The following is a 14,899-nucleotide window of genomic DNA, read 5'->3' as shown; positions in this document are numbered from 1 at the left end:
CGCGAGGCTAGGCAGGTCGGATGACGATGTAAAGGATTACATCGACATCGGCGCCGGAACGATCCATGACCGGCCGATGCCGACGATCATCGACGTCGCCGCCAGGGCCGGGGTCTCCACCGCGACGGTATCGCGCGTGCTGAGCCAGCCCGATCGCGTTGCGGAACCGACCCGTCACCGGGTGCTGGAGGTGGTGCGCGCGCTGGATTACCGACCCAATGTCGCGGCCCGGACGTTGCGGACGCTGCGCGCCGCCAAGATCCTGCTGACCGTGCCCGACATCTCCAACCCGTTCTTCGCGAGCGTCATCCGCGGCGCGGAGGAAGCGGCACGCGACGCCGGCTATGCGGTGGTGGTCGGCGACACGCGACACGACCCGGAGGTGGAGGACCAATATGCCGAGATGCTGTCCCGGCGCGAGGTCGACGGCCTGATATTCCTGGGCCATCGCCTGCCGGTCAGCCTGGCGCCGCTGCTTGCGCGGCAGGGGGGCGCGGCGCCGATCGTCAACGGGTGCGAATACAGCCCCGACATCGGTGTCCCGAGCGTCCACATCGACAATGCGGCGGCGAGTGCGGCAATGGTCGGCCATCTGGTCGGGCTGGGCCATCGCGCCATCGGACTGATCACCGGACCGACGATCAGTCCGATCAGCCGCGACCGTCTGGCCGGCGCGATGGATGCGGCGGCGCGGGCGGGACTGGCGGGCGGCGTGAGCGTGCGGACCGGCGATTATTCGGCGCGATCGGGGTTCGAACAGGCGGACGCGCTGCTGCAGCGCGGCGCGACGGCCCTGTTCTGCTTCAGCGACGAAATGGCGCTGGGGGCGATCAGCGCGGTGGGCGCGCGGGGCCTGTCCTGCCCGCGCGACGTGTCGGTGGCGGGGTTCGACGACCTGCCGCTCGCCCGCTATTTCCAGCCGGCGCTGACCACGATCGCGCAGCCCAAGGCGATGATCGGCCGGCGTACGGTCGAACTGCTCGTGGCGATCCTGCGCGAAGTCGAGGGGCCGAGCCGGCACGTGACGCTGGACCACGAACTGGTCGTCCGGGGGAGTACCGGCCCGGTGCGCGCGGGGCTTCGGGCGCCGCGGTCCTGACACCGATGGCGGGCCAAGGCAGCGCGCCGGCTGTGGCACGGCGGCAACAGGTGCGCGCGTCACCGTTCTGACATGCGCGGGTTTTGACCCGGCGAGAGAGAGAGACGCGGTCACATTGGCTGCATCGATGCGCGCCAGCGTGTCGATAGAGCCGTACCCGGCAGCGTTGCGTCTCTACCGCAAAGACCTGCGCAGCGCAGGGGGGGCGGCGGATACCGGCGCTGAGCAACCCGGTGAGGGTTTCGACCGGCGTCTCCGGCCGCCAGCAATGGAACGGCCAGGCAAGCGTCCGCGTGCGAAAGCGCTGGGCTGATATGGTTGCAGAGTATCGGTCAGCGGTAGGATCCATATGCAGCGGAAAACGGATGAGCGGCCTCTACGCCGCGCCACGCTTGCAAAATGATGTCCGCCTCATCAACACCTGTGGTAGAAGAGGCGATCAAAGTGAACGACGACACTGGAGATGTCGATCAGGTAAGATTCTGAAGATCGCTATCTCAAACTCAGTAACGTATTAGCATTGCCAATAATATTTGCTGTGTCATGAATATGAAATAAAAGATATTACTGATATGTCCGTTTCGGGTTGACTGTAATCGCAGATCGCGCCAGTTCTCTGCGGGAGATTCACTTGGGGGTCGGATCGCACCGGGGGACATTGCGTGGATGGGACAGGGCGCGACCGATTGGCCGGTCATTCCGAAACGGGCCTCGTCGCGCTTGCCACGCTGCTTGCCGTTCATAAGTATGTCGCCGATCCCGACCAATTGCGTCATGAGCTTGGCCACGACCGGCCGGTCGATGCTGGCGATGTTCTTCGCCTCGCCAAACGTCGCGATGGCGTGCGGGCGAAGTCTATGGAAGCCGACTTCGCCAGTCTTCATCGCCTGCCGTTGCCGGCGATGGCCAGTGGACCTGAAGGCTGGTTTGTCATCGGGCGCGCTTCGGCAACCGAAGTGCTGATCCATCGTCCGGGCCATGCGATCGAAAAGCGAACGCACAAGGCACTTGCCGAAATCTGGTCGGGACAGCTCGTGCTGGTCACGACGCGTGAAAGCGTCGGTGGCGTCAGCGGCCGCTTCGACGTCACCTGGTTCATCCCGCAGATCGTGCGTTACCGCCGGCTGATCGGTGAGGTGCTGCTGATTACACTGGCGTTGAATGTGTTGGGCCTGGCCGCGCCGTTGTTCTTCCAGAACGTCATCGACAAGGTGCTGGTCCACAACACGCTGGCGACGCTGCAGGTACTCTCGATCGGCTTTCTGGTCGTATCGGTATGGGAGACTGTCTTCGGATGGCTGCGCACCCGGCTTTATTCGGAAACCAGCCAGAAGCTCGACGTGGAACTGGGCGCCAGGCTCTTTCGCCATCTGCTTGGCCTGCCGCTGTCCTATTTCGAAGGGCGCCGCGTCGGAGATACCGTTACCCGGATCCGGCAACTGGAATCGATCCGCGAGTTTCTCACCAACGCGTCGCTTTCCGTGCTCGTCGATCCGGCCTTCACCATCGTCTTCCTCGTGGCGATGTGGATCTATTCACCGCTACTCTTCTGGATCGTCGCTGCGACCATTCCTGCTTACATCACCGTATCCCTCCTCGTGACCGGACCATTGCGACGGCGCCTCGATGAGAAATACGAGCGCGGTTCCGCGAACAACGCCCTGCTTGTCGAAAGTGTGTCCGGTATGCAGACGGTCAAGGCCGCCGCAGTCGAACCGCAATGGCAGGATCGCTGGGAACGTCAACTTGCCGGTTATAGCGCCGCCAACCAGCGCGTGATCAATCTCAGCAACACCGGCAGCCAAGGGGTCCAGCTCATCTCGAAACTGAGCCTGGCGGCAATATTGTTCTTTGGCGCACGCGAGGTCATCGGCGGTGCACTGACGGTGGGTGGGCTCGTTGCGTTCAACATGTTCGCGCAGCGCGTGTCTGGCCCCGTGATCCGCATGGCGCAGCTGTGGCAGGATTTCCAGCAGGTGCGGCTGTCGATCGACCGGCTGGGCGATGTTCTGAACAGCCCTGTGGAGCCCGGTGCCGGATCGCGGGTCGCGCTGCCGGCACTCAAGGGCGCGATCCGGTTCGACGCCGTGAAGTTTCGCTATGCGCTGGATGGCCCCTGGACGCTGGAGGATATCAGCTTCGATCTGCCGCCCGGCGGCACGCTCGGGATCGCCGGATCGTCGGGGTCGGGCAAATCGACGCTGACCAAGCTGCTCCAGAGGCTCTACACGCCGGCCGGCGGCCGCATCCTCATCGACGGCGTCGACATTGCGCAAATCGATCCCGCCTGGCTGCGGCGCCAGATCGGCGTGGTGTTGCAGGAAAATTTACTGTTCAACCGCTCGATCCGCGAAAATATCGCGCTCGCCAACCCAGCCATGCCGCTCGCCAATGTCATGGCGGCGGCACAGCTTTCGGGAGCGCACGACTTCATTCTCGCGCTGCCGCAGGGCTTCGATACGATCATCGAAGAGCGCGGCGTCAACCTGTCGGGCGGACAGCGACAACGGATCGCGATTGCCCGCGCGCTTGTCACCCAGCCGCGTATCCTGATCCTCGACGAAGCCACCTCGGCGCTTGATGCCGAGAGCGAGGAGATCATCCAGACGAACCTGAAGGCAATGGCGAGGGGCCGCACCGTGCTCATCATCGCCCACCGCCTCTCCGCGATCCGGCAATGCGACCGGATCATGACGCTGGAGAAGGGCCGGATCGTCGAGACGGGCAGCCATGACGAACTGCTGCGGCAAGGCGGTCGCTATGCGAACCTGCACCGCCGGCAGATGGGGCAGCAAGGACGTGCAGGGTGAACGCGCTACTTCGCCACTGGGACGTCGTCCGGTCTGCGCTTGCCGATGAGAAGGAGCGCGCGCGCAATTTGGTGCGGTCGGACGAGGTCTCGTTTCTTCCGGCGGCGCTCGAGATCATTGAACGACCGGTTTCTCCAACGGCGCGTGCTACGACCTGGACGTCCCTGATACTCCTGGTCCTCGCGGTGGCGTGGCTCGTGTTCGGCCGGGTCGACATCGTCGCCTCGGCTCAAGGCCGCCTCATCCCGGCCGATCATGTCAAGTTGATACAGCCGGCGGAAGCAGGCGTCGTCCGCGCCATTCTGGTATATGATGGTCAGCTTGTGCGAAGAGGACAACCGCTTGTCGAATTGGATCCTACCGTGTCGGCAGCGGAAGCGGTGCAGGCGCGCCGCGCGCTGGAGGCCGCCGAACTCGATGCGGCGAGAGCGCGCGCACTTCTCTCGGCACTGGATGGCCACGGCCTGATTTTCAACGCGCCTCAAGGCACATCCGCCGGGATCGTCGCGGATCAAACGGCGCTGGCGCGTGCGCGGCTGGATGACATTCTGGCGACCGCGGCGGGACATGCGGCTGATCGCCAGGCGGCGGTCGCCGCGCGCGGGGAAGCAGACATCCAGGCCGCGAAATTGTCCGAAACGCTGCCATTGCTCGACGAACAGGTCGCCGCGAACGAGCAGTTGCTGGCCAAGGGGTTCGTGTCCAAACTGAAGGTGATCGAGATGCGGCGGCAACGGCTTGCCGCCGCGCGCGATCGGGACATGGCGGTTAAAACCTCAGCGAAGGCTGCGGCGCAAATAACGCAGGCCGGCAGCGGCATGGACCAGTCGCGCGCCGCGGCTCGCGCACTGATCCTGACCGACCTGACCAAGGCCGATGCGGACGTGCGGCTGAGGCGGGAGGAACTGACAAAAGCGGCTCAGCGCTCGAGCCTTCGGACCATGACGAGCCCTGCGGACGGTACCATCGCCCAGCTGGCCGTGCACACGGTGGGTGGGGTCGTGGAGCCCGCCCAGCCGATCATGGTGGTCGTCCCCAGCACCGGCGCGATCGTGGCCGAGGTAAGCGTGCTCAACAAGGACGTCGGCTTCGTTCGCGCGGGCCAGTCGGTTGCCGTCAAGCTCGAAGCATTCCCGTTCACCCGATACGGCACCCTTCCAGGGCGCGTGCGCAGCATCAGTTCCGATGCCGTTGAAGACCCGAAACTCGGGCTGGTCTACACCGCCCGCATATCGCTTGATCGCACCAGCATCGATCGTGACGGAACGAATGTTTCCGTCACCCCAGGTATGGCCGCTACCGCCGACATCCGTACCGGGACGCGGCGGATCGTCAGCTATCTGCTCAGTCCGATCAATGAAGCGCGCAAGCAGGCGGGGCGTGAACGATGACGTGCACAAGTCGAATTGCTTGGCAGACGATCCGATCGGAAGGCCGAGCAGCGAAGACAATCTATAGAAAATTGAGGCAGCGTCGTACCCCGAAGTCAGCTGGCCTCACTACATTAACTCTCGGACTCTGCATCATGCTCACATCCTGTACTCGGAGCAGCGACTGGGCGGATATGAGGTTCAGCGTCGATGCAGTTGTGGACGGACGCCGGGTACATACCAGCACACTTTGGAAGACGAGGTTCATCGATGGTTGGCCGAGCGGCGGACGTGTGGAAGCACGGGGCTCCGCTCTAGTCCTCCCCATCGCCGAGAACAGCTACGTCTACGGCTTATTCAACGCGCTCAACGGGGACATGATCGAGGGCTGGAGCGTTCTGCCGACCGGTCTTGACGTCTTCGTGTCCGACGAGGACAGACATTTAGGGCGCCCCACCGTCCCTGACACATCTCGTGCCCTCTTTCGCAACTACGTGATCGAACGGCTCAAAGGTCGGCAGATTACCTTCTGCCTCCCACGCGGAACGGGCTTGGCGGGACAGGACCGATGCCCGATATTCGTATTCTATAAAGACCTAAACGATCCAAACTCACTGGTCATGGTGCGTCCTGGGGTGGCAACGACCCTCAACGGCCATAGTATTCGGATCACGCGGGTCAGCTTCACCTTCGAGAAGGCCGAAACTTTCCGGATCGAGCGCGATGAGCGTCTTCCGTCTTTCACAAATGCTTTCGACACCAAAGCCGGACAACTGCCTGAGGGACTAGTGACCGATGGGAGTAGGCAGCTTTACGGCCGTGATTTCAGGAGCGATAAATGAACACTGTCTTACAGCGCGCAATATTGGCACTTGATGCTTATAACCGTGGCAGGCCCGACGACGTCGGTCTTCGAATGCCAACTAATCGGGTCGCTGGTGCGATAGTGTCTATACTATCCACCGAGAACCCGGCCTACAACAGCGCTTTCGCGGCCACGAGTTATAACCTTGTAGCACCGGGTGCAGGAACCGTCATCGCGTATCGCGGAACTGACCATCTGGGCGGTGATCTATTCACCGGCTATGCGCAAGGGGCTGGCGGATTGGATCCTCAGGCGATCGATGCGATCAATTTTTACAACGCGACGAAACAATCGATCGCGAACTCGCCCGGAGCAAATTCGTCAGCGTCAATTGTGACAACCGGACATTCGCTAGGTGGCGGGCTCGCGGGCCTCGTGTCCGCTCTTTATGGCCTCGATAGCACTATCTTCAATAATATGCCTTTCCAAGCCGCGGCCGAGAATTATAACGTTCAGGCGCAACTGGCGGGCACCGTAAACGCGACACAGTACAGCCAGCCATTAAAGGACCTCATTTATGGATCCGGGACGGTCGGGTCGATATTTAATAATAACCCTGTCACGTATTCCAACGCGCATGATTTCCTCGGGGTCTTTCGTCACCTTGCTACTAATGTGGAGCATGAACTCGAAGCCGGTGACGGTCCATGGATTTCCACACCTGTGCTAGGTCATAGTATGGCAACACAGGTTGCGCTTGTCTATGCATCCACCAATAATCTCACGTCGTGGCTTCCTGCGTCCGGCTATCTCTGGAATGCGTTTATTTCAACAGATGTAGCAGGTCGTGTCGGAGGATTAGACTCCTATCGCGGAACAAGCGACAGAAGCTCTGCCCTGAGGACCATAATTGCTTACTCTGCTGTGGACGCGGGACTCACAAGTGCCGACAAGCCTTTTGGAGACACCGGCATAGCTGCTATGTTCGATGACACCGCCGATATGGCTGCTGCGGTCAATGGCGAGACCAATAGCTCGTTCACTAGGGGAGTGAACTATATCGCTAGCCTTGCCGTCCTGAATGCCGGAAATCTTGCAGTTCAGGGCGTCATGCAGGCCGCCCAATCTTCCGCCGTCGACGGGGTCCTTGATAGGGGCGTAAACTCCGACGTCTTCAGCATAGACCTTACCCAGAATCGCTGGAATATTGGATCGTCTAACGCGCCGACTGATTATGTAAGGGCGATCATTGACTTAGGCTTAGCAAACGTTAGCCGCGCCAGTGACCTAAGGTCAGCGCTGTCGGCTTTCGGCAAAGACGCGTCGAACTATTCGGACATAAGCTCGATTTCGTATCAAACGAGCCTGACTACAATTGGTGCAGGACCCTCGGTACCTCCGGCGAGTGTAGAGTTTACCTTCCTCGCGGACGCAAGCTCGGGTGCGGACACCACCAATGCGCCAACTGCTACTGTGCGAGCGATAGCCACGGCAATTTCTAGTAGTCAGCAAGTTATCGGGCACGACGAAGACGATATTTTTTTGGGTGGATTGGGCAACGACTTGCTTATTGGAGGCGGTGGAAGAAACGCCCTGTTCGGGAGAGAGGGCAACGACATCATTAGTACAAGCGGGACCAATGATATAATTTCAGGTGGCTCGGGAAATGACCTGATACGGTTGTCGTCCGGATCGACGGCGACCATCACTTTCGGTCGCGGGGACGGCAAGGACGTCGTCAGATACGCATCGGGCCAGGCTGGATACAATCTCCGCCTGGACAATCTCTCCATCAACGACATCAGCATCATCGTTGGCGGATCGGATAACAGTTATCAGGCCTATGGTGATGTTGGTAGCGCCAACGTTCAGTTCCTCGTTTTCAAGATCAAGGCGACGGGTGAAACGATCACGCTTGCGCAACAGGACGCAGATATCGGCGCGGTGTCCTCGACCTCTTTTCAAAAGAACGGGCTAGCCTACGCCGCCGCGCAAAACCCGATATCTTCCGTCATGTTCAAAGGCGGCATTACCTGGTCTGCCAGTCAGTTGTGGGCGTATATCGGCGGCCATGCATTGCATGGCAATGTCACCTCCCACATGATGACAAGCTTCGACAGGACGAGCGGTTACGGTTTTACGGGACAAAGGGCGAAGGCCGCAAAATATCTACATGACATAAATGAACAGTATTTTCTGGTCGATCCCGTCAAGCCAGCACCCGTCCGCATCCCCGGCACGTCGTCACCCGACTACATCGTGGATGACGGGGGAGATGACGTCATCGATCCAGGACTGGGCGACGACACCGTCGAGTTGGGTGCGGGTAATGATACTGTCTTGTGGAATATCAATTCGGGCAAAGACTCTGTCGTCTCGTTGGGAGAGTATAATGGCAGTGATGTCATCAAGATGGGGATCGGTGTCGCCCGGAGCAATTTGACCTATACGGTCGACAATTATGGTAGCATCACGATAGCTGTCGCTGAAGCAGGTGGCTCCCTGACGCTTCAGGGGCAGTATTTCGCCACCTCGGGTAATGGCGACGTCTCGCTCGAACTGGCGGATGGAACGCAGATCAGCCATGCGCAGATGATGGCGGCCGCTGCCACATCGATACCAGCGAACCATCAGGTCATCAGCGGTACGAATGGAGACGATACGATCAATCTGCCGACCTTCAACTTCACGTATGCAGGTGCAAAGGGCAACGACACTATTTATGCGGGGAGTTCCACGACGAGCCTTGTTGGATCAGGAGGGGAGATCCGCTTTGCGACCGGAGACGGCAACGACATTTTCGATGGCGGTGCCGGCAGGCAGGACGGTCTCTTTCTTTCGGACAGCTTGCCGTCAGACGTAAGCCTGAAAGCGATCAGGCCTCGATATTATCCCTTCTCCTATTTCGGTGGCGTCGTGGTTGCCCTTCCGGGCGGCGACACGTTTACCATCAACGATCAGTTCGCGCTGGCATCCGGGGGGCAACCCGAGGGCATCGGCGCGATCCGGTTCGCCGATGGTACGGTGTGGGACCGCGCGGCTATCCAGTCGCACACGGCGTTCGGCCCGACGATCATGGGGACGCCCTATGACGAGGCGCTGACCCTGGCATCCGACTATGCGCGGGTCGATGCCGGCAAGGGGGACGATTACATCGCCGTGTCGGGTAACGGCGGCGGGGAGATCATCTTCCGCGCGAACGACGGGCACGATATTCTCGACAATCCCGGCTCGGGTTTCCATCGGTCGGATACGCTCGCCCTTCAAGACCTGAATCCTGCCGACGTCTCGTTGATGCGAACCGGCGAGCAGATGAGTTTGACCGTGCTGGCAACGGGCGCGGTCTTCGACGCGCAGTTCCAATTCTGGGAAGGGGGACGGGACCAGGGACTCGATTTCATTCGCTTCGCCAACGGAGCGGTCTGGAACAGATCGGATATGCTCTCCCAGATCGCCTCGAATCCCACCGTCATGGGAACGCCGTACGGCGAGGCGCTAACCCTGGCTTCCGATTATGTTCGGGTCGATCCGGGCAAGGGGGACGACTACATCGCCGTGTCGGGCGAGGGCGGCGGTGAGATCATCTTCCGTGCGAACGATGGGCACGATATCCTCGACAATCCCGGATCGGGTTTCCATCGATCGGATACGCTTGTCCTGCAGGGGCTGAACCCTGCCGATATCTCCCTGAAGCGAACCGGAGACCAGATGAGCGTCACGGTCCTGGCAACGAACGCGGTCTTCCACGCGCAATTCCAATTTTGGCAAGGTGGCCAGGATCAGGGACTTGACTTCATCCGCTTCGCCGATGGAACGACGTGGGATCGTACTCGCTTCGAACAGGAGGTCGTCCCGCCAGCAACTGGCGCGACGTATGATGCACGACCTCAGGTTCTTGCCAGTCAACTCGTGCAAGCCGCCTCCGCTTTCGATCAGAGCAGGGGGGCAATCGAGTTCAGTATGTCAAACTATAACAATAAGGGATTTGATACGATGTTTTTTGCTCGGGAAGCAGCGTAAACTGCCGACTATATCGGCCGCCGCTACGCGACCTATACCAACGAACTGAAGGTCGGGGGCTATTTCACCCTGTCCGGCCGGATCGGGTTCGACATGCCGGTGAGCGGGCAGGGGCTGGCGAAGCGCCTGTCGGTCAGCGTCAACGTCACCAACATCACCGACAAGAAGGCGGCATCGACGCTGAGCGTGGGTGCCGCGTCCGGAACCTACAATTACTTCCCGGTCGCGCCGCGACAGGTGTTCGCGACGATCGCAGCGGGGTTCTGACGGGTCAGCCGGGCGCCTGCGCACCGCGGTCGGTGCGCAGGCCGTCGACCAGCGTGTCGATCAGGCGAAGCACGCTCGCCTGCCAGCCGGGCTGGTCGCGGAGCATGCACATCCCGACGACGGCGAGCAGCAACTCCTCGCCGCGGACGTCGCCGCGGACCTCGCCGGTGCGGATCGCGCGGTACAGCAGCGCATCGAGCGCAACGGTCAGCGATCCCGTCCAGCGCGCCGAGATGGCGGAGGTTGTGTCCGCCGCCAGCGCAAAGGCGGCGATCATGCCCTTCTTGGTCGCGACCGTGCCGACCATCGCGTGCAGCCAGCGGCGCAGGTCCTCGACCGGATCGACGCTGTCGGCCGCGGCCTGGCCCAGTTCGACCAGCCGTTCGATATCGCGGCGGTAGACCGCCTCGTACAGCGCCTCTCGCGTCGGAAAGTGGCGATAGAGCGTGCCGATGCCGAACCCCGCCTCGCGCACCACCGCATCCAGGCTGGCCGCGGCGCCGTCGCGCGCGAACACCGTCTTGGCGGCGGCGACCAGCGTGTTGCGGTTACGCGCCGCATCGGTCCTCATCCGGCGTTTGGGGCGTGTCGGCGCCGTTTCCATCCCTGATCCGTTCCGCGCCATTGTAAAGCGGAGGGGTCCTCCGTATAAAGTGCATCAGCATCCTTGCTATCACACCTCGATCGGAGTCGCGGCATGACTTTCTCCATCGGCCTGACGATCAACCACCAGCATCACGCGATCACGCTCGACGATCCGCGGGTGACCTTGCTCGACCTGGTGCGCGAACGGCTGCACCTGACCGGCACGAAGAAGGGCTGCGACCGCGGCCAGTGCGGCGCCTGCACGATGCTGGTCGATGGGCGGCGGATCAATTCCTGCCTGGCACTGGCGCTGAGCCATGACGGTGCCGAGGTGATGACGATCGAGGGTGTCGCCAACGGTGCGGAATTGCACCCGGTGCAACAGGCGTTCATCGCGCACGACGGCTTTCAGTGCGGTTTCTGCACGCCGGGCCAGATCATGAGCGCGATCGGGCTGATCGGCGAGGCGCAGGCGGGCGACGATCGCGAACGGGTACGCGAGGGATGAGCGGCAATCTGTGCCGCTGCGGCGCCTATAAGGGCATCACCGAGGCGGTGTGCGCCGCACAGCGCGCGATGGCGGAGGAGACGGCGGCATGAACCGGTTCGACTATCACCGTCCCGCCAGCATCGCAGAGGCGGTGGCCGCCGGCGCGACCGATGGCGCGGTGTATCTGGGGGCGGGGACCAACCTGCTCGACCTGATGAAGGGCGGGGTGACGCGGCCGGTGCAGCTGGTCGACCTGACGAAGCTGCCCGGGCTCGACGGGATCGAGACGCTGGCAAATGGCGACGTGCGGATCGGCGCGCTGGTGCGCAACAGCACGCTGGCGTTCGACGCCCGCTTCGCGCGCCGATTTCCGGCGGTCGCGGAGGCGCTGCTGTCGGGCGCATCGCCGCAATTGCGCAACGCCGCGACGGTCGGCGGCAACCTGCTGCAACGGACGCGCTGCGCGTATTTCTACGACACCGCCAGCGCCTGCAACCGGCGCGTGCCGGGATCGGGATGCGACGCGATCGGCGGCGAGAACCGGATGCATGCGGTGCTCGGCTGGAGCGAGCAGTGCATCGCGACCCACCCATCCGATTTCTGCGTGCCGCTGGTGGCATTGGGTGCGATCGTCGAGATCGAGGGGCTGGACGGACGCCGCGACGTGCCGCTCGCCGACCTGCACCGTCTGCCGGGCGATACGCCCGCGGTGGAGACGGTGCTGGCGCCGGGCGACCTGATCGTCGCGGTCCGGCTGCCCGCCGAGGCGCAGGCGTTCGCCGCGCACCAGCGCTACATCAAGGTGCGTGAGCGGACATCCTATGCGTTTGCGGTGGTGTCGGCGGCGGCGGCGCTGGATATCGCGGATGGCCGTATCGTGTCGGGGCGGCTGGCGTTCGGCGGGCTCGCCGCCAAGCCGTGGCGCGCCGCCGAGGCGGAGGCGCTGCTTGCCGGCGGGGCGCCGGAACGCGCGACCTTCGAACGGGCGGCCGCGGCGGCACTGGTCGATGCGCGTGCGTCCGGGGACAATGCGTTCAAGATCGATCTGGCGCGGCGCATCGCGGTGCGTGCACTGATCCGCGCCGCGGCGGGGACGCCCGATCGCCTGCCGCCGCTACCCGCTTCCCCCTTCGCCGCTGCTGCCGGAGAAATCGATCATGACTGATCTGACGCTGACGCCCGCACCGCTCCACCGCCGCCACGGTTCCAACATCGGCCAGTCGCTGACGCGGGCCGAGGGCGCGCTGAAGGTGACGGGGCAGGCCGCTTATGCCGCCGATGCGCATCCGGCCGGCATGCTGCACGCGGTGATGCGGGTGGCGACGATCGCCAACGGTCGGGTGGCGAGCATGGATGTCGCGGCGGCAAAGGCGCATCCCGGTGTGGTCGCGGTGATGACCCCTGGCAATCGCCCCGCATTGGCGATGGACCCGGACGCGAAGGAACATGGCTTCATGTTCCGGCTCGATCTGTTGCAGAACGACCGCGTCCGCTATCCCGGACAGGCGATCGCGGTGGTGATCGCCGACAGCCTGGAAGCGGCGACGGAGGGGGCGGCACTGCTGGCGCCCACCTATGACGAAGAGGCGCCGCTGATCGGGCTGGATGCGGGCGTGCCGTTCGTGCCGCCGGTCGTCGGCGCGGGCGCGCCGGCAGAGGCATCGACCGGTAACCTGTCGGGCGGGCTGGGCGAGGCCGCGGTGCGTGTCGAGGCGACATACGAGACGCCCGCGCAATATCACAACCCGATGGAACCGCATGCGATCGTCGCCGCCTGGGACGGCGACACGCTGTCGATCGACATGCCGAGCCAGGGGATGGCGATGGCGATCGGGCGGATCGCCGGCCTGTTCGGAATCGATCCCGCCGGCATCCATATCCGCAGTCCGTTCCTGGGCGGCGGCTTCGGGTCGAAGGGCATGATCGCCGGGCCGATGGTGCTGGGCATCCTCGCCGCGCGTCTGGTCGGGCGGCCGGTGAAACTGGTGTTGCGCCGCGAGCATATGTACGGGCCGGTCAGCCATCGCGGCCAGACCCGGCAGGACCTGCGGATCGGTGCGGATGCCGATGGCCGCCTGACCGCGCTGGGCCACCACACGCGCACCGTGTCGAGCGTGTTCGACGACTTCTTCGAACCGTCGTCCAACACCAGCCAGTCGGTCTATGCGGCGGGTGCGATCGCAACCAGCCACGACGTCGTCCGCGTCCATGCCGGCACGCCGGGCTTCATGCGCGCGCCGGGCGAGGCGAGCGGATCGATCGCGCTGGAATGCGCGATCGACGAGGCGGCCTATGCCTGCGGCATGGACCCGCTGGCATTCCGCCTGGCCAATTATGCCGAGGTCGATCCGCTCGACGGCAAGCCGTTCTCGTCCAAGGCCTTGCGGGAATGCTATGCGCAGGCGGCCGCGCGGTTCGGCTGGGCCGGGCGGCCGTTGCAGCCGCGGACGATGCGCGACGCCGACGGCCTGCTGGTCGGCTGGGGCATGGGGACGGCGATCTTCCCGGCGCTGATGTTCGAGGGCAACGCGCGCGCCGTCATCCGCGACGACGGGCGTGGCATGGTGGAGATCGGCGCGCACGACATGGGGCAGGGCGCGTGGACGGCGCTGGCGCAGATCGCGGCGGACAGCCTGGGGCTGAATCTTGCCGAAACGGAGTTCAGGTCTGGGAGTTCCGACCTGCCCGATGCGGGGATCGCCGGCGGGTCGGGCCACACCGCGACCGCCGGCATGGCGATCCACGAGGCGGGCGCGGCGGTGATCGCGGAACTGGCGGCACTGGCGGTCGATCGCGCCGATTCGCCGCTCTACGGCGCGGGGAATACCGGCGTCGTCGCCCGCAACGGCCGCCTGCATCGCCGGGACGACGAGAGCCGCAGCGAAAGCTATGCCGAGATCCTGCGTCGCGCCGGCAAGGCCGAGGTGGAAGGCAACGGCCACGCCGCCGCCGACCCGGCGAGCGAGGCCTATTCCAAGCACGCGCACGGCGCGGTGTTCGCGGAGGTGAAGGTCGATCCGGATCTGGGCCAGGTGCGGGCGACGCGGCTGGTCGGCGCCTTTGCCGCCGGTCGTATCATCAATCCGCGGATGGTCGACAGCCAATTGTACGGCGGCATGATCTGGGGCGTGTCGTTCGCGCTGCATGAGGCGGCGGTGGTCGATCCGCGCACCGGCCGGGTGATGAACCCCAATCTCGGCGAATATCACATACCGGTGAATGCCGACGTGCCGTCGCTGGAGTGCATCCAGGTCGCCGAGGAGGATGTCCACGTCAACGCGCTGGGCATCAAGGGCGTCGGCGAGATCGGCATCACCGGCAGCGCGGGTGCGGTGGCGAATGCGGTGTGGCACGCGACGGGCGTGCGGCCGCGCAGCTTTCCCATCCCGATCGAGACGTTGCTGTAGGCCAAGGGGTCCCGCACTCACCCTCACCCTTTCGGCACAACGCGCC

10 protein-coding genes are annotated in these 14,899 nt (G+C 63.5%); 9 read left to right on the top strand and 1 reads right to left on the bottom strand.

Translation table 11 applies throughout. From position 1 onward, the window contains the following. Window positions 1–76 precede the first annotated feature (76 nt). The 6 genes from GTH33_RS02785 to GTH33_RS02760 all read left to right on the top strand — a co-directional run bounded on the left by GTH33_RS02785 (window position 77) and on the right by GTH33_RS02760 (window position 10,371). Complete coding sequence (locus GTH33_RS02785) at window positions 77–1,099, top strand: LacI family DNA-binding transcriptional regulator (RefSeq protein ID WP_163956999.1); 1,023 nt, start codon at window positions 77–79, stop codon at window positions 1,097–1,099. A 662-nt stretch (window positions 1,100–1,761) separates the two neighbouring features. Further along, on the top strand, window positions 1,762–3,909 hold the full coding sequence (locus tag GTH33_RS02780) for a type I secretion system permease/ATPase (RefSeq protein ID WP_163956998.1): 2,148 nt from the start codon (window positions 1,762–1,764) through the stop codon (window positions 3,907–3,909). Then, window positions 3,906–5,300, top strand: a complete 1,395-nt coding sequence (locus GTH33_RS02775) for an HlyD family type I secretion periplasmic adaptor subunit (RefSeq protein ID WP_163956997.1) — start codon at window positions 3,906–3,908, stop codon at window positions 5,298–5,300. The genes GTH33_RS02780 and GTH33_RS02775 overlap by 4 nt, the downstream gene beginning before the upstream one ends. 173 nt (window positions 5,301–5,473) lie before the next feature. Next, entirely contained in the window at window positions 5,474–6,121 is a 648-nt protein-coding gene (locus GTH33_RS02770; RefSeq protein ID WP_163956996.1) for a hypothetical protein, read from the top strand. Beyond that, on the top strand, window positions 6,118–10,104 hold the full coding sequence (locus tag GTH33_RS02765) for a calcium-binding protein (protein ID WP_163956995.1): 3,987 nt from the start codon (window positions 6,118–6,120) through the stop codon (window positions 10,102–10,104). The genes GTH33_RS02770 and GTH33_RS02765 overlap by 4 nt, the downstream gene beginning before the upstream one ends. A 93-nt stretch (window positions 10,105–10,197) precedes the next feature. Next, complete coding sequence (locus tag GTH33_RS02760) at window positions 10,198–10,371, top strand: hypothetical protein (RefSeq protein WP_338054398.1); 174 nt, start codon at window positions 10,198–10,200, stop codon at window positions 10,369–10,371. 4 nt (window positions 10,372–10,375) lie between these two features. Here GTH33_RS02760 and GTH33_RS02755 read toward each other — a convergent pair whose 3' ends face one another. Continuing rightward, window positions 10,376–10,942: a TetR/AcrR family transcriptional regulator gene (locus GTH33_RS02755; RefSeq protein WP_208403910.1), complete on the bottom strand. Its 567-nt coding sequence runs from the start codon at window positions 10,940–10,942 to the stop codon at window positions 10,376–10,378. Between the two features lie 126 nt (window positions 10,943–11,068). Here GTH33_RS02755 and GTH33_RS02750 point away from each other — a divergent pair, with 126 nt between their 5' ends. From GTH33_RS02750 to GTH33_RS02740, 3 genes are all read left to right on the top strand, one after another. Further along, on the top strand, window positions 11,069–11,464 hold the full coding sequence (locus GTH33_RS02750) for a (2Fe-2S)-binding protein (protein ID WP_338054397.1): 396 nt from the start codon (window positions 11,069–11,071) through the stop codon (window positions 11,462–11,464). Window positions 11,465–11,552: 88 nt separating this feature from the next. Beyond that, window positions 11,553–12,611 (top strand): FAD binding domain-containing protein, encoded by a 1,059-nt coding sequence (locus GTH33_RS02745; protein WP_163956993.1) that lies wholly within the window; start codon window positions 11,553–11,555, stop codon window positions 12,609–12,611. Continuing rightward, window positions 12,604–14,853 (top strand): xanthine dehydrogenase family protein molybdopterin-binding subunit, encoded by a 2,250-nt coding sequence (locus GTH33_RS02740; RefSeq protein ID WP_163956992.1) that lies wholly within the window; start codon window positions 12,604–12,606, stop codon window positions 14,851–14,853. The genes GTH33_RS02745 and GTH33_RS02740 overlap by 8 nt, the downstream gene beginning before the upstream one ends. Window positions 14,854–14,899 lie beyond the last annotated feature (46 nt).

It is taken from the genome of Sphingomonas insulae (genome assembly GCF_010450875.1).
GTDB lineage: Bacteria > Pseudomonadota > Alphaproteobacteria > Sphingomonadales > Sphingomonadaceae > Sphingomonas > Sphingomonas insulae.
The sequence above is the reverse complement of the archived record's forward strand: the minus strand, read 5'-3'. Positions and strand labels throughout refer to the sequence as shown.